Origin of the sequence: Micromonospora sp. MA102, assembly GCF_025460765.1 — a bacterium.
In the GTDB taxonomy this organism is placed as follows: domain Bacteria; phylum Actinomycetota; class Actinomycetes; order Mycobacteriales; family Micromonosporaceae; genus Micromonospora; species Micromonospora halotolerans.
Map to the genome: position 1 here is coordinate 84,325 of NZ_JAMWEG010000005.1, position 19,314 is coordinate 103,638.

The 19,314-nt window shown below is 74.6% G+C and carries 14 protein-coding genes; 6 read left to right on the forward strand and 8 right to left on the reverse strand.

What is annotated here, in order from left to right:
- Positions 1-141: 141 nt before the first annotated feature.
- The 3 genes from NFX44_RS12305 to NFX44_RS12315 are packed head-to-tail and all read left to right on the forward strand — an operon-like array spanning position 142 to position 4,554.
- Positions 142-1,698 (forward strand): glycosyltransferase family 4 protein, encoded by a 1,557-nt coding sequence (locus NFX44_RS12305; RefSeq protein WP_262283929.1) that lies wholly within the window; start codon positions 142-144, stop codon positions 1,696-1,698.
- Positions 1,695-3,266: a glycosyltransferase gene (locus NFX44_RS12310; RefSeq protein ID WP_262283649.1), complete on the forward strand. Its 1,572-nt coding sequence runs from the start codon at positions 1,695-1,697 to the stop codon at positions 3,264-3,266. Before NFX44_RS12305 ends, NFX44_RS12310 begins: the two co-directional genes overlap by 4 nt.
- 4 nt (positions 3,267-3,270) lie before the next feature.
- A complete protein-coding gene (locus tag NFX44_RS12315) occupies positions 3,271-4,554 on the forward strand; it encodes a nucleotide sugar dehydrogenase (RefSeq protein WP_262283650.1) in 1,284 nt (427 codons plus the stop codon).
- A 72-nt stretch (positions 4,555-4,626) separates the two neighbouring features.
- Here the strand turns inward: NFX44_RS12315 and NFX44_RS12320 are convergent, their stop codons facing one another.
- Entirely contained in the window at positions 4,627-5,169 is a 543-nt protein-coding gene (locus NFX44_RS12320) for an acyltransferase (RefSeq protein ID WP_262283651.1), read from the reverse strand.
- Between the two features lie 151 nt (positions 5,170-5,320).
- The gene (locus NFX44_RS12325; RefSeq protein ID WP_262283652.1) at positions 5,321-5,659 is read right to left on the reverse strand and encodes a DUF952 domain-containing protein; all 339 of its coding nucleotides are present in this window, start codon (positions 5,657-5,659) and stop codon (positions 5,321-5,323) included.
- A gap of 79 nt (positions 5,660-5,738) precedes the next feature.
- On the opposite strand from NFX44_RS12325, the gene NFX44_RS12330 reads away from it, so the two are divergent.
- Together NFX44_RS12330 and NFX44_RS12335 are read left to right on the forward strand one after the other, a co-directional pair.
- Entirely contained in the window at positions 5,739-6,407 is a 669-nt protein-coding gene (locus tag NFX44_RS12330; protein WP_262283653.1) for a response regulator transcription factor, read from the forward strand.
- A 9-nt stretch (positions 6,408-6,416) separates the two neighbouring features.
- Entirely contained in the window at positions 6,417-7,871 is a 1,455-nt protein-coding gene (locus NFX44_RS12335; RefSeq protein WP_262283654.1) for a HAMP domain-containing sensor histidine kinase, read from the forward strand.
- Between the two features lie 7 nt (positions 7,872-7,878).
- Here NFX44_RS12335 and NFX44_RS12340 read toward each other — a convergent pair whose 3' ends face one another.
- From NFX44_RS12340 to NFX44_RS12365, 6 genes are all read right to left on the reverse strand, one after another.
- On the reverse strand, positions 7,879-8,793 hold the full coding sequence (locus tag NFX44_RS12340; RefSeq protein WP_262283930.1) for a TAXI family TRAP transporter solute-binding subunit: 915 nt from the start codon (positions 8,791-8,793) through the stop codon (positions 7,879-7,881).
- 162 nt (positions 8,794-8,955) lie between these two features.
- Positions 8,956-12,027, reverse strand: coding sequence for a S8 family serine peptidase (locus NFX44_RS12345; protein WP_262283655.1), 3,072 nt, complete (start codon positions 12,025-12,027; stop codon positions 8,956-8,958).
- Between the two features lie 188 nt (positions 12,028-12,215).
- Positions 12,216-14,477, reverse strand: a complete 2,262-nt coding sequence (locus NFX44_RS12350) for a helix-turn-helix domain-containing protein (RefSeq protein ID WP_262283656.1) — start codon at positions 14,475-14,477, stop codon at positions 12,216-12,218.
- Between the two features lie 225 nt (positions 14,478-14,702).
- Positions 14,703-15,368, reverse strand: a complete 666-nt coding sequence (locus NFX44_RS12355) for a hypothetical protein (RefSeq protein WP_262283657.1) — start codon at positions 15,366-15,368, stop codon at positions 14,703-14,705.
- A gap of 108 nt (positions 15,369-15,476) precedes the next feature.
- Positions 15,477-16,274 (reverse strand): peroxide stress protein YaaA, encoded by a 798-nt coding sequence (yaaA, locus tag NFX44_RS12360; RefSeq protein WP_262283658.1) that lies wholly within the window; start codon positions 16,272-16,274, stop codon positions 15,477-15,479.
- Between the two features lie 22 nt (positions 16,275-16,296).
- Complete coding sequence (locus NFX44_RS12365) at positions 16,297-17,907, reverse strand: SirB2 family protein (protein ID WP_262283659.1); 1,611 nt, start codon at positions 17,905-17,907, stop codon at positions 16,297-16,299.
- Between the two features lie 118 nt (positions 17,908-18,025).
- Here NFX44_RS12365 and NFX44_RS12370 point away from each other — a divergent pair, with 118 nt between their 5' ends.
- The gene (locus tag NFX44_RS12370) at positions 18,026-19,066 is read left to right on the forward strand and encodes an App1 family protein (protein WP_262283660.1); all 1,041 of its coding nucleotides are present in this window, start codon (positions 18,026-18,028) and stop codon (positions 19,064-19,066) included.
- The last annotated feature ends 248 nt before the right edge of the window (positions 19,067-19,314 follow it).

A 19,314-nucleotide genomic window follows, 5' to 3' on the forward strand; every position in this document is an offset into this window, starting at 1 on the left:
CGACGGCGGCGGGCGTTTCCCGCGGACCCGTTGTCGTAGACTCGCTCGGGTCCGCGGGTGCGGTGCTGGTGACAACGGAGACGGGCAGGAATGGGATCTGACGGCACGACCGCCCCGGCGGCCACCCGGGGACGGGTCGTCATGCTGGTGGACAACGGGGTCATCGGTGACTCCCGGGTACAGAAGGCCGCCCGGTCGGCGGCCGAGGCCGGCTGGGACGTCGTCCTCCTCGGGCGCGCGCCCGTCGGGCAGCCGCAGCGCTGGCGACTCGGCGACGCCGAGGTCCGCCTGATTCCGATGCCCGAGCCGCTCGCCAAGCGCCGGCACGAGTTCCGGCGGGTGTGGCTGCGCCGGCCGTTCGCCTACCCGCCGTCCGGCATCGCCGCCCACCGCTCCCAGGCCGTGAGGGCCTGGCGGGCCGACCTGGCGGTCCGGCGGGCGGCGCTGACCACCGCGGCCCGGGAGTCCGGCGCCGGCCGGCCCGGCGGGCTGCCCTGGGCCGCGCTGCGGGCCGAGGAGAAGCTCGCCGGCCTGACCCGCAAGTGGGTGGGCTTCCGCAACCGGCAGCTCAACCAGGCCCGGAAGAGCCGCAAGCTCGACGGCCCCTGGGACCGGGCGTACACGCTGTTCTGGCAGCGGCTGCGCGGCGACGGCGCGTGGCGCCGCCTCGAACCGGGGCTGTGGGACTACGAGCTGGCCTACGGCCCGGTCGTCGACGAGCTGGCCCCGGACCTGATCCACGCCAACGACTTCCGGATGATCGGCGTCGGCGCCCGCGCGAAGGTCCGGGCCGCCGCCAAGGGCCGCCGGATCGCGCTGGTCTGGGACGCCCACGAGTACCTGCCGGGTGTGCAGCCGTGGCGGGACAACGCCCGCTGGCTGCCCGGCAACGTGGCGCACGAGCGCGAGTACGTGCCGTACGCGGACGCCACGATGACCGTCTCCGGCGGCCTGGCCGACCTGCTGCGCCGCGAGCACGGGCTGGCGGAGCGCCCGGCCGTGGTGCTCAACGCCCCGGCCGTGGACGAGCTGCCGGCCGACGCGGGCGAGCCGGTGCCGGACATCCGCGCGCTCTGCGGCATCGGCCCGGACACCCCGTTGCTGGTCTACAGCGGGGTGGCCGCCGTCAAGCGCGGCCTCGGGGTGATGGTCGAGGCACTGCCCCGGCTGCCCGGCGCACACGTCGCGTTCGTGGTCAACAAGCCCACCTCGGCCTACGTCAAGGGCCTGGTCACCCGGGCCGGCGAGCTGGGCGTGGCGGACCGCGTGCACCTGCTGCCCTACGTCCCGCACCACCAGGTGGTCCGGTTCCTGTCCGGCGCGCAGGTCGGCGTCATCCCGATCCAACACTGGCCCAACCACGAGATCGCGCTGATCACCAAGTTCTTCGAGTATTCACACGCCCGCCTCCCGCTGGTCGTCTCCGACGTACGGACGATGGCGGACACTGTCCGGGAGACCGGGCAGGGCGAGGTGTTCACGGCCGAGGACGTGGCCGACTTCGTCCGGGCGGTCACCGCGGTGCTCGCCGACCCGGCGCGCTACCGCGCCGCGTACGACCGGCCCGGTCTGCTGGCCGGCTGGACCTGGGAGGCGCAGGCGCAGGTGCTCGACGGCGTCTACTCCCGGCTGCTGCCCGACGCCCCGTCCCGGCCGGCCGGCGACCCGGTCCCGACCTCGGTGGGGGCCGGCGCGTGAGCCGTCAGCCGGACGTGACGGTGGTCGTCGCCGTCTACAACACGATGCCGTACCTCACCAGCTGCCTGGAGTCGCTGGTCGGGCAGACCATCGGGCTGGACCGGCTGGAAATCGTGGCGGTCGACGACGGCTCCACCGACGGCAGCGGCGCCGAGCTGGACCGGTACGCCGCCCGCTACCCGGAGACGGTCCGGGTGCTGCACCAGGCCAACTCGGGCGGCCCGGCCGCACCGAGCAACCTCGGCCTGGACCACGCCCACGGCCGGTACGTCTTCTTCATCGGCTCGGACGACCACCTCGGCCCGGAGGCGCTGGAGCGGCTGGTGGCCGCCGCCGACCGGTGGGACTCCGACGTGGTGCTCGGCCGGATGGTCGGCACCAACAAGCGCTACGTGCACCAGGCGGTCTACGCGAACACCCAGGAACGGCTCGACCTGTTCGACAGCGCGCTGCCCTGGTCGCTGTCGAACACCAAGCTGTTCCGGCGGGCCCTGGTCGAGCGCCACGGCCTGCGGTTCCGCACCGACATGCCGATGGGCAGCGACCAGCCGTTCACGCTGGAGGCCTGCTTCCGGGCGGACAAGATCTCCGTCCTCGCCGACTACGAGTACTACTACGCGGTCAAGCGGGAGAACGCGCAGAACATCACCTACGCCAGCCGCTTCGAGGAGCGGCTGCGCTGCGCCGAGGAACTGGTCGGTTTCGTGGCCGGGCTCATCGAGCCGGGCCCACGCCGGGACGCGGTGCTGCTGCGCCACTTCAGCTGGGAGGTGGCGAAGCTGCTCCGGGCGGAGTTCCTGGGCCTGTCCCCGGACGTCCAGCAGCACGTCCACGACCGGATCCGCAAGCTCGCCGAGGCGTACCTGACCGAGGGCGTCCTGGCCCGGATGGCACCCGCGGAGCGGCTGCGGCTCGCCGTGGCGCGCGACGGCGACCTGGCGCAGCTGCGCGAGCTGATCGGGCAGCAGGCCGACAAGGCGCTGCCCGAGGTCACCATCGCCGACGGCCGCTGGTACGCCCACCACGTCGGCTTCCGCGACCCGGCGTTCGGCTACCCGGACGACTGGTACGACGTCACCGACCGGGCCGGCAAGGTGCTGGCCAGGCTGACCGCGACCGAGCTGGCCTGGGGCCGGGACGCCAGCGGCGCCCGCGCCCTGGTGGTCACCGCGGGCAGCCCCTGGGCCGTGCTGTCCGAACTGGCCCCCGGGGCGGTCCGGGTCAGCGTGGGCGAGGTGGCGGGTGTGACGTCGGTCGCGCCCGACGGCACCGGTACCGTCGTACGGACGGACTTCGCGGTGGACCGGCTGCTCGCGGTCGCCGCGGCGAACGGGGAGCGTCGGGTGGTGCGTGCCGAGGTGACCGCGCTGGGCGGGGTCGCCTCGGCGCCGCTCCGGACGGACCGCCGCGTCGCGGCGCCCCGGCGGCTGGCCCGGCGCGGCGTCCGGCTCCACCTCGTCACGCCCACCACCAATCACAAGGGCCAGGTGATCGTCGCGATCACGCCGGTGACCCCCGGTCGGTTCCTTGCCCGCCTGCGCCGAATGCGGCCCTCTGGAGGAAAGTAGTTTCATGAACATCTGCGTCGTCGCGCTCGGCAAGATCGGTCTGCCGCTCGCCGTGCAGTTCGCCTCGAAGGGGCACCGCGTGATCGGTGCCGACGTCTCGGAGCGGGTCGTCCAGCTGGTCAACGACGGCGCCGTGCCGTTCCCCGGCGAGACCGACCTGGACGTCAAGCTGAAGGAGGCGGTCGCCGCCGGGCTGCTGTCGGCCACCACCGACACGGCCACCGCGGTCGCCGAGTCCGAGGCCGTCGTCGTGGTCGTGCCGCTCTTCGTCGACGCCGAGGGCGTGCCGGACTTCGGCTGGATGGACGACGCCACCCGGGCCATCGCCCGTGGCCTCAAGCCCGGCACCCTGGTCAGCTACGAGACCACCCTGCCGGTCGGCACCACCCGCAACCGCTGGGCCCCCATGCTGGAGGAGGGCTCCGGCCTCACCGCCGGCCAGGACTTCCACCTGGTGTTCAGCCCGGAGCGGGTGCTCACTGGCCGGGTCTTCGCCGACCTGCGCCGCTACCCCAAGCTGGTCGGCGGCATCGACGAGGCGTCGGCCGAGCACGGCGTGCGCTTCTACGAGGCGGTGCTCGACTTCGACGAGCGGCCCGACCTCGACCGCCCGAACGGCGTCTGGGACCTCGGCTCGGCCGAGGCCTCCGAGCTGGCCAAGCTCGCCGAGACGACCTACCGCGACGTCAACATCGGCCTGGCGAACCAGTTCGCCCGCTTCGCCGACACGGTGGGCGTCGACGTCACCAAGGTCATCGAGGCCTGCAACACCCAGCCGTACAGCCACATCCACTCGCCGGGCATCGCCGTCGGCGGCCACTGCATCCCGATTTACCCGCGGATGTACCTGTGGAACGACCCGGCGGCCACCGTGGTCCGCTCGGCCCGCGAGGCCAACGCCGCCATGCCGGAGTACGCCGTCGACCTGCTCGCCGCCGCGTACGGGGACCTGACCGGGGTGGGCGTGCTGGTGCTCGGCGCGGCCTACCGGGGCGGCGTCAAGGAGACCGCGTTCTCCGGCGTCTTCCCGACCGTCGAGGCGCTGCGCGCGCGGGGCGCCGTCCCGTACGTCGCCGACCCGATGTACACCAATGAGGAGCTGGCCGCGCACGGCCTGCCCGGCTACGAGGGCGAGCCGGTCGGCGCGGCGGTCATCCAGGCCGACCACGCCGAGTACCGCAACCTCACCCCGGCCGACCTGCCGGGCGTGACGGTGCTGGTCGACGGCCGCCGGGTCACCGACCCGGCGCGCTGGGCCGGCGTCCGCCGCGTGGTCATCGGCGGCTGACCCTTCCGCGATTTCGGGCCCCGGCCGTGTGACGGCCGGGGCCCGCTCGCGTCGCGGCGCCGCCGCGCGCGCTCAGCCCTGGTGCGGCGGGTTGTCGACGTCCCGGGAGACGACCTCGCCCTTCTCGTCGACCCAGCCCTTCGGCCGGGCCGGGTTGCCGGCCACCAGCTGGTACGGCTTGACGTCGCGGGTGACCACCGAGCCGGCGGCGATCATCGCGTACTCGCCCACCTCGATGCCGCAGACCAGGGTGGCGTTGGCGCCGATCGAGGCGCCCCGGCGGACCATGGTCGGGGTGATGGTCCAGTCCGGGTTCTGGGCGCGCGGGCGGAAGTCGTTGGTGAACACGGCGCAGGGGCCGACGAACACCTCGTCCTCGATGGTCACGCCCTGGTAGACCGAGACGTTGTTCTGGATCTTCACCCGGTCGCCGACGGTGACCTGCGCGTCGACGTACACGTTGCGGCCGATGACGCAGCCGGCGCCGACCTGCGCGCTCGACCGGATGTGGGCCAGGTGCCAGACCTTGGTGCCGTCGCCGACCGTGGCGCCGTCCTCCACGTCGGCCGTCGGGTGGACGAAGACGGAGGCGGGCCGGTCGTTGGTGTCAGTCATGTCAACTCGCATCGTGGCAGGGCGCGTCGTCGCGCCGTCGGTGCCGGACGGCCGCGCCGGCTGACCGCCGCGCGCCCGGCCGGGCCAGGGCCACCCGGCCGCGCCGGGCTCCCGGAGCCGGCGGGCGGGCACGTCGCAGCATAGCGAGCCGTCACGCCACCAGTTCGGCCACCGCGTCGGCGGCGGGCCGGTCGGCGGGCAGGGGATGCGCGGCCACCACCGCGTCCACCGGCAGCGCCGCGTAGAGGTGCGGGAAGAGCGCGCCGCCCCGGGACACCTCCCAGCGCAGCGCGTCGCCGAGCCGCGTCTCGTCCACGGCGAGGACGGTGAGGCCGGTGACCCCGGCGAAGACCCGGCGGGCGGTCTCCACCACCTGGTCCGCCGCGGACAGGTGGATGTAGCCGTCCTGCCGGTCCATCGCGGTGCCGGTGAACCGCCCGTCCGCCCGCGCCTGCTCCCACTCGCTGTCGGTCAGAATCTTGTAGATCACCACCGCAGCCTAGAAGCCCACCGGGCCTCCCGTCCCGCCGCGTCGTCTGCCACCATTCGCAGGGCAGCACGTCGAGCGGATGGAGGCACGGGTGCGGATCCTCCTGGTCGAGGACGATCGTCGGGTGGCCGCCGCCCTCTCGTCGGCGCTCACCCGCCGCGGGTACGAGGTGGAGCACGCCGCCACCGTCGAGGCCGCGCTCTCCGCCGCCCCCTGCGACCTGGTGCTGCTCGACCTGACCCTGCCCGACGGGGACGGCACCGACCTGTGCCGGGAGCTGCGCCGGCGCAGCAGCCAGCTCGGCATCATCGCGGTGACCGCCCGGGGCGAGGAACGCGACCGGGTGCTCGGGCTGCGGCTGGGCGCCGACGACTACGTGGTGAAACCGTTCTCCATGGTGGAGCTCCAGGCGCGGATCGAGGCGGTGCTGCGCCGGGCCGCGCACACCGCGCCGGAGCGGAGTCTCATCGAGGCCGGCGCCGTACGCATCGACGTGGGTGGCCGGACGGTCACCGTGGCCGGCCGGCCCGTGGCGCTCACCCGCAAGGAGTTCGACATCCTGCTCTCCCTGGCCCGCCAGCCCGGGGTGGCCGTACCGCGGGACCGGATCCTGCTCGACGTCTGGGGCACCACCTGGGCCGACCGGCACACCGTGGAGGTGCACGTCGGCTCGCTGCGCGGCAAGCTCGGCGACCCGACGCTTGTGGAAACCGTCCGCGGGGTCGGCTACCGGCTCCGCGGCGAGTGAGGAGGCCACGTGCGTCGCCGGCTGGTGATCAGCTATCTGCTGCTGATGGTGCTGGTGCTGCTCGCCCTGGAGACCCCGCTGGCGGCCACCCTGGCCACCCGGGAGACCGACCGGGTGCGCGCTGACCGGCTCGCCGACGCCACCCGGTTCGCCTCGCTGGCCGGTCCGGCGCTGCGCGGCGGCACCCCCGGCCCGCTGGACGCGGAACTCGCCGCCTACGACGACCTTTACGGCATCGGGGCGGCCGTGGTCGACCGGGACCGCCGCACCGTGGTCGCCTCGACGCGCTGGGAGTTCGGCGCGGGCACCGACCTGGCCCTGGACACCGCGCTGTCCGGGCAGCAGTTCAGCCGGCCGGAGGCGGTCCGACCCTGGGTGGACGGGCCGCTGGTGGTGGCGGTCCCGATCAACGACGGCGGCGAGGTGCTCGGCGCCGTGGTCACCACCACCCCGGCGGCCAAGGTGCGCCGCACCGTCACCGCCTGGTGGCTGCTGCTCGCCGGGATCGGCCTGCTCGCGGTGCTGGCCTGCGTCTCCACCGCGTTCGGGCTGGCCGGCTGGGTGCTGCGCCCGGTCACCGAGCTGGACGCGGTCACCCACGAGATCGCCGAGGGACACCGGCGGGCCCGGGTCCGCCCCCGCCTCGGCCCGCCCGAGCTGCGCCGGCTGGCCACCAGCTTCAACGCCATGGCCGACGCGGTCTCCGACGTGATGGACCGGCAGCGGGCGTTCGTCGCGCACGCCAGCCACCAGCTGCGCAACCCGCTCACCGCGCTGCGGCTGCGGGTGGAGGAGCTGGGGCCGAGCCTCACCGACCCCGACGGCCGGGCCGAGCACCAGCTGGCGCTGGAGGAGACCGACCGCCTGGCCACCGTGCTCGACGCGCTGCTCACGCTGGCCCGCGCCGAGCGGGAGGAGAACCAGCGGGTCACCGTGGACGCCGCCGGAATCGCCGCCTCCCGGGTGGCGGCCTGGCTGCCGCTCGCCCGGCACCGGTCGGTCACCCTCGCCCTCCACGGCGCCGGCGCGCCGGCGTACGCCCGGACCGTGCCGACCGCCGTGGACCAGGCGCTCGACGCGCTGATCGACAACGCGGTCAAGTTCAGCGGCGCCGGGGGAGCGGTGACGGTGACCGTACGCCCGGCCGACGGCGGGATCGCGCTGGAGGTGCGGGACACCGGCCCCGGCATGACGGCCGGCCAGCTCGACCAGGCCACCGAGCGGTTCTGGCGGGCGCCGGACGTGCAGAACGTCGACGGCGCCGGGCTCGGGCTGACGATCGTCGCGGTGCTGGTCGACGCCTCCGACGGCCGGCTCACCATGCGTCAGGGCGAGCCACGGGGGCTGGTCGCGGAGGTGTGGTTCCCGGCGCCGGACGACGAGCCCGTCGAGCCGGACGAACCCGCTCCGGTGCTCGGCGACGACCCGGTCGACGCGGTCGGCTCCGACGCCGGGCGCCGCTGAGCGCGCCTCAGGGCTTGGTGGCGCGGTACCAGTCGGCGGCGCCCGGGTGCAGCGGCAGCGGGGTGGTGACGATCGCCGCCCGGGGGCTCATCCGGCCGGCCGCCGGGTGCGCGGCGGCCAGCTCCTCCCGGCGCTCCATCAGCAGCCGGGTCACCTCGCGCACCAGCGCCGCCGGCAGGTCGGCGCGGGCGATCAGGTAGTTCGGGTTGGCCACGGTGCTGACCGGGTTCGCCCCGTAGACCGAGCGGGGGATGTCCCGGGTCACGTAGACCTGCCCGTACCCGCGGCGCAGCGGCTCGGTCCAGTCGCCCAGGTCGACCATGCGCAGCGAGGTGCTGCCGGCCAGCTCGGTGACGCCGCGCACCGGCAGGCCGCCGGAGAAGAAGAAGGCGTCGATCTGGCCGGCGCGCAGCGCCGCCACCGAGGCGTCCAGGCCGAGATGCTCCTGGTGGACCTGGTCGCCGCCGAGTTGGGCGACGGCCAGCAGCCGGCTGGCGGTGACCTCGGTGCCGGAGCCGTCGGCGCCCACCGACACCCGCCGGCCCCGCAGGTCGGCCAGGGTGCGTACCGGACCGCCGGCCGTGGTGACCAGGTGCAGCAGGTCGTCGTAGACCCGGGCCACGGCGAGCACCGTGGGGTGCTCCGGCGCGCGCGGCGGCAGCACGTCGGCCTGGGTGAAGCCCAGCTCCGCCTGGCCGGAGCCGACCAGCCGGACGTTCTGCGCGGACGCCGCGGTGACCTCCACGCTGGCCTGCACACCGGGCAGCTCCCGGTTGAGCAGCGCGGCCAGCGACTGGCCGAAGGCGTGGTAGACGGCCGTGGGGCTACCCGTGGCGATCCGGATCCGCACCGGCTCGGTCGGCTCGTCCCGACAACCGGCGAGCCCGGCGAGTGCGGACACCAGCAGCAGCACGAGCGCCATCGGCGCGGCGGCCCGGCGTCGGCCGGGCACGGGCCAGTGTCCGTTCACGGGCTGCACTGTGCGCCGTGCACGGCCCGCCGCGCAAGCCCGCCGGGCCGGCGGCGCGGCGGCCCGGTGGGGCGGAGCTGACGGCTCCGCCCCACCGAACCTGGTATCAGCGCGTCACTCCCAGAAGTACTGCGTGGTGGAGGCCAGATGTCCGGGGACCACCTCCCCGTTGATGGCGAACTCGGTGTACGCCCAGTACTCGACGTTCTCCTCCAGCGGAGCGTTCGGTCGGAGCTTGTACGACGGGGTCGTGCCCCGTTCCACCCTGGCCGGCAGCTCCAGCGTGGCGGGGGCGTAGTGGCCGTCGCGGCCGAGGATCACGTGGCCGAGCCGGTAGTCGACGACCGGGCCGCCGGAGGCCTGCGCGAAGACGTACGCCGTGTAGGTGCCGGCTTCCGGCATGAAGGCCCAGGCCCGCTCACTGCTGTGCCAGTCGGCGGCACTCCGGTACACGAGCTTGTCACCCTTGTACAGCCACAGGTCGAGATTGGTGTTCGGGTCGTCGGTGGCGGTCTCCACCACGATCCCGGCGCTGCCCGCCGGCACGGTGAAGGTGTGCGCCCGCACTCCGAGGGCCTCCGGGTCGAAGACGCCGCCGTTGACTCCCGCCGGCATCGAGTACGAGTCCCATTGGATGGGGGTGTAGCCGGTCGACCGGCCGGAGATCTTGCCGGTGAAGCCCGGCTCGAGCAGCCCGTAGGCGCCGTTGACGAGCCGGCCGAACTCCTCCAGGTTGTCGTCGTAGATCCGGGGGGAGATGCCCCACGGGCGCGCGGCGACCGGAATCCGTACCTCGTGGGCAGTGCTGCGCCAGGTGATCGCGCCGGTGACATAGCGGTCCCACGGTGCGCTGCCGCGTCGCAGCGTGATGGTGACCGTGGCGGTCTTGCCCGGTGGCACCGTCACCGCCTTCGGCGACACGCTGACCTGCATGCCCGGCAGCCCGGTGACCGAGGCCTGGTACGTCTCCTGCCTGCCGCCGACGTTGGTCAGCTTGCGGGTCAGCGTCACCGACCTGGTCCCGTCGTACTCGCGCAGCGAGATCGACGGCAGGTTCAGGTCCCGGCCGTCCGGCTGCGCCGCCGCGGCGAACGCGACCAGGTCCGCGGCGGCCGGCTCGATGACCAGCCCCGGGTCGTCGGCCCGGTCCGGGGCCAGCATGCCGCTGCCCTGGGCCAGCGGGTTGTCGGTGCCCACGGTGTCGGTGGCGGTGGTCCGCAGCGCCGAGGCGACCGCCCCGGGCGACCAGTCGGGGTGCTCCGCCCGCAGGATCGCGGCCGCGCCGGCCACCTGCGGTGCCGCCATCGAGGTGCCGGAGTACGCATCGTACTGCCGGCCGAAGTTACCGGGCGGGGAGACCGCCGCGATGATGTCGCTGCCCGGCGCGACCAGGTCGGGCTTCATGAGCCCGGTGTGCGTCTTGTCCGGCCCGGTGGACGAGTAGTCCGCGACGCTCGGCACGCCGGGGACGCTGGAGCCGTCACCGCCGGAGGTGACCAGCGCGGTGCCGTCGGTGGCGTGGCGCATCAGGTAGTTGAAGAGCTTGCCGGACTGCTCCCTGGTGTTCAGGTAGAGCACCGGGAAGTCGTAGATCGAGTTGACCCGGAAGTTGCCCCAGGGGTCGAAGAGGACGACCGCCGCGGCGCCGTTGGCCTTGGCCTCCGCCACCTGGCCGTACGGGTAGTCCAGGGCGCAGGCGACCACCTTGTCCTTGACCTTCGCCGGGTCCAGGCCGTAGCAGTACGCCGAGCCGTCCGCCAACGTGCCGGCCTGCTCGCCGAAGACCAGCGGGCGGGGCTTGCCACCGGGGAGGACGTCCAGCGAGGCGCCCACGATCCTGGTGCCGTTGCCGAGTTGGACCGTTCCCTCGTTCACGTTGGTCACCGCCGCGCCGACCGTGGTCACCCACGGCTGGGCGTTGCTGATCGCGCCGCTGAAGCCGTCGTTGCCGGCGGACGCCGAGACGAAGACCCCGGCCAGCGTGGCGTTGAGGAAGGCGGTGCCGATGGGGGTGTTCGGTTCCCAGTCCCCCAACTGCTTCCCGATCGAGTAGTTGAGCACCTGGACGCCGTCGGCGACCGCGGCGTCGATGCCGGCGATGATGTCGGCGTCGTACCCCGAACCGCCCCAGAGGACCTTGTAGACGGCGATCTGCGCGTCCGGCGCAACGCCGGAGATCGCACCGAAGTCCCGCCCCGAGATGGTGACGTGCTCGACCGGCAGTCCGGCCGCGGTCGACGCGGTGTGCGTACCGTGCCCGACCATGTCCCGGGGGGACAGGACCTCGCCCTCCGGCAGCGCGCCCGCAGCCGCGAGGTACGTGTCGGCGAAGTACCGGGCACCGACGATCTTGCCGTTGCAGTGTTCGACCACGAAGGCGTACCCGGTCTGGCAGGTGCCGTGCCAGCCTGCCGGGGCCGGCATGGTCCGGGCGAACGACGGGCTGTCCGGCCAGATGCCGGAGTCCAGGACGCCGATCACGATCCCGGCGCCGGTGCCGCTGCCCGGCTTCGCAGGCGTCTGCGCACCGGCGGTCGTGGCGCCGGTGGCCGCGTCGCCGGTCGGTGCGGCGGTCGTCGGTGCGGCGGTCGTCGGGGTGGGCGTGGCCTCGCCCGGCGTCGCCTGGTTGATGCTGAACGACTGGGAAGCGGTGACCGAACGGACCCGCTTGTCCCGCTTCAACGCGTCGACCTGGGCGGGGGTCAGCGTGGCGGAGAAGCCGTCGAAGGCGGTGGTGTAGACCTGGTCGACCTTGACCTTGGCCGCCTCGGCCACGGCACTGCGCTGGATGTCCAGGTGCTGCCGGTACGCCTTGGCCGCCGCCGAGTGCGGCTCCAGCCGCCTGCCGGCTGACGGGCGGGTCCGGGCCAGGCCCGAGATCCCGCCGGTGTACGTCGTCACCGGATCCTCAGCCAGTTCGACCACGTACCGCGCGGGACCGGTGGGCGTGCTCTTCGGCTTCGTGTCGGGCTTCCCGGTCCGGCCCCCGCCGCCGGTCAGATCCACCCGGTCACCGCTCCTGGCCGGTCCGAAGTCGAGGCCGCTGTCCGCCACCCGGCCCGGCCCGGTCGATGCTGCCGACGCCGTGCCCGCGGTGGCGACCGTGCCGGCGCCAGCCAGGGCGAGAACCAGCAGCGGAACCGCCAGTCCTCTTCGGTGCCGGGTACTACTCGTGCTCGTAGCCACGAGGCTCCTTCCAGAACTACTGCTTGGAAGCGCTCCCAAGCGTGGATGCACCCCTCGATCCGGAGGAGATGCCGACGCCACCCGACCGGTTCGGTTCACCACCACTGGTGGGCTGCGATTCGTCGTCAGCAACCTGGATGACGTTCAAGGAGACGCTAAGGTCGACGACCGTGGTCGACCAGGCAAGATCACCGGCAATTTGCCGTATCGAGGCCCGGTCGGGGGTCGAGCAGCTGCCGGGCCCGAGCCGCTCGCGCCTGGTCGCCGTCGGCCTCGAAATCCCGTACCGCGTCCAGCAGCACCCGCTTCCCGCGGGAGTCCCCGGCCCGCAGCAGCACCTCGGCGAGGCCCAGCGCGGCTTCACCAGAACCGTACGGGTCGCCCCCGGCCGCGAAGTCGGCGGCTGCCGCCTCCATCGAGGCGATCGCCTCGGGCCACTGCTCCAGGTCCGCGTGGGCACGTCCGAGCCGGTGGTGGATCCACCCTGTCAGGGGGCGACTGGCGAGGTGGTGGGCCGGCTCGTCCACCATGGCGGCTCGCCAGTCGTCGAGTGCGCGCCGCAGGTGGGTGAGCGCGGCAGCGGGTTCGCCGCGCTGCCGCCGGATGTCGGCCAGCGTGTACGACGTGATGATCCGCCCGGTCAGGTCTCCCGCGTCGGTCAACTCGCGCAGCGCCCGAGCACAGGCCTCGGCGGCGCCCGCCAGGTCGCCGGCGCGGTAGCGCTCCCCGGTGAGGTAGAAGCACGCCCAGCCGAGGTTGCGCCGGTCGCCTGCCGCGGTGGCCAGGCGGAAGGCCTCGCGGTGCTGCTCGGCCGCGTTCGCCGGCCGGTCGAGCACCATGGTCTGGGCCCAGCCCAGGGCGTTGCGCTGCGCGGCCTCGGCCATCGTGTCGCCGCTGGCCTGCGCCGCGGTGACGGCGAGGCCGAAGAGCTCCGGCCAGTCGATCACGTGGTGGTAGCGGTCCGAGTACCAGTAGAGCCCGTCGGCGGCCGCGATCACGTCCCGGTGCCGCCCGGCCGCCGCGGCCTGCCGCACGGCCCACCACCAGCCGTGCCGCTCGGCGCTGAGCCACGCCACGGCGGCATGGACGCCGCCGAATCCGGTGCCGGCGGCCGGTTCCCGCCTGGGGTCGGGGTCGAGCCATCGGCCGGCGGCCTCGACCATCCCGAGCAACCACGTCCGGACCCGCGCGACGGCCTCGTCGCGATCCGCCGGCGGTTCCTCGGCGGTGAGGCGCTCGGCGGCGAAGACGCGAAGCAGATCGTGCAGCAGGTAACGGTCGGGCGCCGCCGCCGGTGACAGCAGACTCGCGTCCGCCAGCGTCTCCAGCGCCGCCTCGGCCGCGCCGACGTCGACCCCCAGCAGCTGCGCCACCGCGCCGGCCGAGTAGTCCGGCCAGGGCAGCGACGCGAGCCGGCGCAGGGCCCGCCGCGCGATCTCCGGCAGCTGGTCGTACGACAGGCTGAACCCGGCCCGGACCCGGGTGTCGCCGGGATGCAGCAGGTCGAGGCGGCCGGTCTCGTCGCGGATCCGCTCGACCAGCCAGCCGATGCTCCAGGACGGTCGGGAGGCGAGCCGGTTACCGGCCACCCGCAGGGCGAGGGGCAGTCCGGTGCACAGCCGGACGAGTTCCGAGGTGGCTTCCGGTTCGGCCGACACCCGGTCGGCGCCGACGATCTCCTCGATCAGCCTCGTCGCGGTGGCCTCGTCGAGGTCCGTCAGGCGCAGCCGGCCGGTGCTCTCCAGCCCGCTGAGGCTGAACCGGCTGGAGACCAGCGCCAGCCAGCCGGGACCCGTCGGGAGCAGCGGCCGTACCTGCTCCTCGGTGGCCGCGTTGTCGAGCACCAGCAGCCCGGGACGGGTGGCGGTCAGCATCCGGTAGAGGGCGAGCCGTTCGCCCGGCCCGGGCGGCAGCGGCCCGCGCCGGCCGCCCCTGAGGGTGGTGAGGAGCTGTTCCAGCGCCTGGTCGGCCGAGAGCGGCGCCAGGTCCATGCCGCGCAGGTCGACGTGGCACGCGACACCGGGTATCTCCGCCGCGAGGGCGTGCGCGGCCCGCACGACCAGGCTGGTCTTGCCGACGCCCGGCTGCCCGCTGATCACGACCGTGGCGTTGCCCGGCTGGCGGGTGAGGCGCCGTGCCTGCGCGACCAGCTGGTCCAGTTCGGCCTGCCGACCGACGAAGTCGGGCACCACCGGGGGGAGGCTGCTGTGCTGCCAACCGGGCGCCGGCGCGATCCCGTGCACCGTCCGGAGCAGGCGGTCGCGCGGTTGGCCGGTCAGGCCGAGCGCGTTCGCGAGCTCCTCCACGGTCCGGCGACGCGGCCGGGCGATCCGGGAGCTTTCCAGGTTGCGTACGGTCCGCACGGCGACCCCGGCCGTCTCCGCGAGCGCTTCCTGGCTGAGCCGCGCCGCCATCCGGTGCTCGCGCAGCAGGGCCGCCAGCTGCCGCACGTCACCGGTGTGCCACCCCGGTGCGGGCGGTACGGCATGGTCAGCGCTGGGGCGAAGCAAGCTGGATCCACACTCCCGACGTGTCGGCCCGCGGGTCGCGGCGCAACGACTGGACGCTAGCCGGGCGCTGTTGCGCCCATGTTGCCGCGGTAGGCAGCCGCCGTGCTTGTCGCCGCTGGGCGCCGACCGGGGGATGCCCGGGTCGGCGGACGACCGGCGGGCGGCTCAGCAGGCCGCCGGGGCCAGCGCGGCGCTCTCGACGATCCGCGCCCGGTGCGCGCCGTTGGCCACGCTCACCAGGAAGCAGCCCGCCCCGGGGCGGAGCACCGCGGGGACGTCCAGCAGCGCCGCGCCCCGCACCAGCACCGCGGCCAGGTCCCGGTCGGCCAGCCGGATGCCGAGGCTGTGCCGGCGTACGTGCCGCCCGCCGGCCAGCAGCGCCGCCCGCCACGCCGCGGCGGCCAGCCGGGGCCGCCACACCCGGCGGGCCGTGGAGGCGCCCGGGACGGGACCGCCGAGCAGCTCCCGGCGACCCTGCCGCCAGCCGGCCTCCAGCAGGGCCGCGTACGCCGGCCGGTGCTCCCGGGGCACCGACAGCCGGTGCAGCTCGTACCGGCGGCGCAGGCCGCCCGTGGTCAGCTCGTGCTCCACCGGCACGTCCAGCCGCCGCAGCAGCTGCCGCATCCGCTGCGCCGCGTCCTCGCGGTTGAACTCGGCGATCCCGCCGCGGTGCGTGCCGGCGTCGACCCGGCGGGCGTCGGTGGCCGGCGGCGGGGTGCAGCGCACCAGGCAGGCGACCTCGAAGGCGTCGGCCAGGGTGAGCCAGTCCAGTGGCGGGGGCGGCGACGGCTGGCGGGGCCGGTCGAGCAGGGTGGTGGACTCGGGGGCCATCGGAACAGCTCCTTGGTCGGAATCGGGGTGCCCTAACCGTGACCCCCGTCGTCCGCGCCGCGAAACCGCTGCGGCCGAGCCTTGAGCAAAATTTGCGGCAACCCGCCCTCAGAGCTCGGTGACCACCACGTCGAGCTGGCGGGGCCGGCCGGCCGCCCGCGGCTGCTCCTCGACCGCGTACTTCAGCTCGCGCAACGCCCCGACCAGCGCGTCGGCGGTACGCGGGCGGGCGCCGGCGGTGAGCAGGTCGCGGACCAGCCGGCCCTTGGTGGCCTTGTTGAAGTGGCTGACCACCGACCGGGTCGGCACCCCGTCCACCTCGCGCTCGTGCAGCACCCGCACCGTCACGGTGCGCTCGGCCACCGTCCCGCGCGGCGCCCAGGTGGCCGCGTACGCGCCGGAGCGCAGGTCCAGCACCGGGCCGGTCCCGGCGGCCGTCGCCATGACCTCCGCGAGCGCCCGGCGCCAGTACGCCGACAGCGCCCCGATCCCCGGCAGCCGCGCCCCGATCGGGCAGCGGTAGGGCGGGATCCGGTCGGTGAGGCGGACCGCGCCCCAGAGGCCCGAGCTGACCAGCACCGAGCGGCGGGCCAGCCGCTCCGCCGCCGGCGGCAGCGTGGCCAGGTCCAGGGCCTCGTAGAGGACGCCCGTGTAGATCCGTCCGGCCGGCGCGGTGGCCGCCGCCCGAAGCCGCGCGTTGCGCCGCAGCTCGCCGCGCTGCCCCTCGCTCAGGCCCAGCGCGTCGCGGGCCGCCCCCTCGTCCGGGCCGGCGCAGAGGTCGACCAGGGCGGCCAGCACCTCCTCCCGGGCCGGGTTCAGCTCCGGCAGGGAGAGCTTCGACAGGTCCAGCCGCCGGCCGGTGCCGGCCTCGGCCTTCCCCTCCGACGGAGGCAGCAGGATGAGCATCGGCACAGCGTACGGCGCGGGTTCAGCGCCACGGCCGCACGGCGGCATCCGGGTGGTACACGCGATAGCCGCCCACCTCGGCCACCACCGCCGCGTCGGCCCGGTCGCCGAGCAGCCGGCGCAGCGCGCGCTCCGCCGACGAGCCGACGGCCACCACGTAGCCGGGCCGGGCCGCCCGCCCCACCCGCTTCCAGTACGCCGGATAGCGGTTCTGCCCGGGGCTCAGGTCGCCGTCGAGCACCCCGCACACCACCGCCTCGCCGGTGTTGAAGATCAGCCGGTTGCAGGTCCAGTAGTCCCCGTACACCTCGCGCAGGCCGGCGCGGCGCACCGTCTCGGCCAGCTCCCGGGCCTGCCGCTCCTCGGCCCGCAACGACGGGGCGTCCCGCACGAACGCCACGGTGCCCGCGACCGTGGCGGCCACCAGCGCGGCCAGCACCAGGCCGGCCAGCGCCCCGGCGCACCGCGCCGCCACGCCAGCCGTGGCCCGGACCGCGTGCGCGGCGGCCCGCCACAGCGGCCACAGCACCGCCGGCAGCGAGATCTGGAGCACCGACAGGTAGCGGGAGTTGCCCAGCGGATCGGTCGCGGCGAGCGGGCTGCGCGCGTACGCCAGCAGGGTCAACGCCGCACCGACGACCAGGGCGAGGATCGCCACGGCCCGGAGCCGCGCGGCCGGGTCCGCGGCCCGGCGGAACGCGACCAGCCCGAGCACGGCGGCGGCCACCAGCAACACCGGGTAGAGCAGCCCGAACCACTGGGCCCAGCGGGCGCAGCCGTCCATCGGGCAGAGCCCGGAGGCCAGCGGCACCCCCTCCAGCAGCCCGCCGTGCAGCCGCTCGGACACCGACGGCGTCACCCCGTCCTTGGTGCTGATCTCCCGGAACACCGACAGCGAGTCCTGCCCGTCCGGGGCGACCAGGTTGTCCTTGACCACCGGTGCGACACCGAGCACGAAGCCCACCACCAGCAGCACCCCCGGCCAGCCCACCAGGTCCCGGGGCGCGGCCCAGACCAGCACCAGGCCGGCCACCGCCAGGTAGGGCACGATCAGCCAGTCCGACCACAGCGCCAGCCCGGCCAGCAGCCCGAACAGGCCGGTGGCCAGCCAGCGGTGCCGGACCCGGCGCTCGCCGAGGGCGAGCGCGATCAGCAGCATCGCCAGCACCGCCGGCTTCACCTCCGGCCGGCCGCCGACCACGGTGAGCTGGTCCCGGACGACCCGCTCCGAGCCGAGCGCCAGCAGGCCCACCACGAAGGCGGCGAGCCACGGCGAGAACAACCGGCGGGTCAACCGGTACGCCAGCCACAGGAACACCGCGAACAGCGCCAGCAACGGCAACCGCAGCAACGGCCAGCTCGCCCCCGCCCAGCCGACCAGCGGCGCCGCCAGGTAGGACTCCAGCACACCCATGTAGCGCTGGCCGTAGAGGAAGACCGGCCGTTCGTCGCCGGTGGCGATGTGCAGCGCCGCCAGCCCGAACGTCGCCTCGTCGCTGTTCGAGGTGGGCAGCGTGAGCAGCGTCAGCACCAGCCGGTAGCCGACCCCGGCCGCGCCGAGCAGCAGCGCCACCAGCGCCGGCCGGTCCAGCGCCGGACGCCACCGTCCCGGGTCCCGCTCTGGTGTCGACACGACCAACGCCCCCGTCGTCGCCTCGACCGCAGTCTGTCACGGGGGTGCCGGGCGGCGGGGTGGATCGGCGCAGACCACTCGCGTGGCCGGCCCGCGTGGGTTGTGGCAGGGTGACAGCGTGCCACCCACACCACCGGACCAACTGGCCGTGCCGCAGCTGCACCGGGCCGCACGCATCGAGGACGCCCTGCACGGCCTCGTCGAACGCCGGCTCCGGCGCACCGGGTGGCAGGCCAACATCATCGCGTACGCCGGGTACGGCGCACCCGGTTGGGCGCGAGTGCTCTGCCGGGTGCTGCTCGGCCGCCCCGACACCCGGCAGCGCGGCCGGCTGGAGAAGGTCCGCGGCTGGCGCAGCTTCACGACCCTGCCCGCCAAGTACGCGAAGGTCACCATCGAGGCCGGCGGGGAACGCCAGGAGGCGACCGCGGACCGCAGCGGCTTCGTGGACACCGTCGTCAAGGCCGACTTCACCCCGGGCTGGGGCTGCGTGCGCCTCAGCGTGGCCGACGCCGAACCGGTGGAGGCGCTGGTCCGCATCCTCGACCCGGAGGTCCGGTTCGGCATCCTCTCCGACATCGACGACACGGTCATGGTGACCGCGCTGCCCCGGCCCCTGCTCGCCGCGTGGAACACGTTCGTCCTCGACGAGCACGCCCGGGCCGCCGTTCCCGGCATGGCCGTGCTGTACGAGCGCCTGGTCACCGCACACCCCGGCGCCCCGGTCTTCTACCTCTCCACCGGCGCCTGGAACGTCGCGCCGACGCTGACCCGGTTCCTCTCCCGGCACCTCTACCCGGCCGGGCCGCTGCTGCTCACCGACTGGGGGCCGACCGCCGACCGCTGGTTCCGCAGCGGCCGGGAACACAAGCGGGCCACCCTGGCCCGGCTGGCCCGCGAGTTCCCCGACGTCCGCTGGCTGCTCATCGGCGACGACGGCCAGCACGACCAGGAGATCTACCGCGAGTTCGCCGCCGCCCACCCGGACAACGTGGCCGGCGTGGCCATCCGCCGGCTCTCGCCCACCCAGTCGGTGCTCGCCGGCAGCCTGCCCACCCCGGCGGGCCGCCCCTCCGCCGGCCCGGTGGGCCAGAAGTGGCTGGCCGCCCCCGACGGCGCCGGCCTCTGGAAACTCCTCCGCGAAGCCGGCCTGGTCTAGCTCCGCCCCTCGGCCCCAGCCGACCTTCCGGACCGACCGTCTCGGCCGGCCTTCCCGGCCGGTCATCTCGGCCGGCCATTTCGGTCGATCATGAGGTTGACGGCGAAGTGGATCTCTCTTACTGCCGCCAACCTCATGATCGACGGGGTGGGTTGGTTCTGGGTGGCGGCCGGGGATGGGAGGCGGTCGCCGGAGGGTGGCGTTGTGGCAGGAACGGCGACCCGGCCGTGGAGTCGGTCCGGCGGGTC

Bases quoted from the DNA above. Each gene is read 5' to 3' on its own strand.
- NFX44_RS12305 (WP_262283929.1), top strand. From the start codon at position 142: ATGCTGGTGGACAACGGGGTCATCGGTGACTCCCGGGTACAGAAGGCC.
- NFX44_RS12315 (WP_262283650.1), top strand. From the start codon at position 3,271: ATGAACATCTGCGTCGTCGCGCTCGGCAAGATCGGTCTGCCGCTCGCC.
- NFX44_RS12320 (WP_262283651.1), bottom strand. From the start codon at position 5,169: ATGACTGACACCAACGACCGGCCCGCCTCCGTCTTCGTCCACCCGACG.
- NFX44_RS12330 (WP_262283653.1), top strand. From the start codon at position 5,739: ATGGAGGCACGGGTGCGGATCCTCCTGGTCGAGGACGATCGTCGGGTG.
- NFX44_RS12340 (WP_262283930.1), bottom strand. From the start codon at position 8,793: ATGGCGCTCGTGCTGCTGCTGGTGTCCGCACTCGCCGGGCTCGCCGGT.
- NFX44_RS12355 (WP_262283657.1), bottom strand. From the start codon at position 15,368: ATGGCCCCCGAGTCCACCACCCTGCTCGACCGGCCCCGCCAGCCGTCG.
- yaaA (WP_262283658.1), bottom strand. From the start codon at position 16,274: ATGCTCATCCTGCTGCCTCCGTCGGAGGGGAAGGCCGAGGCCGGCACC.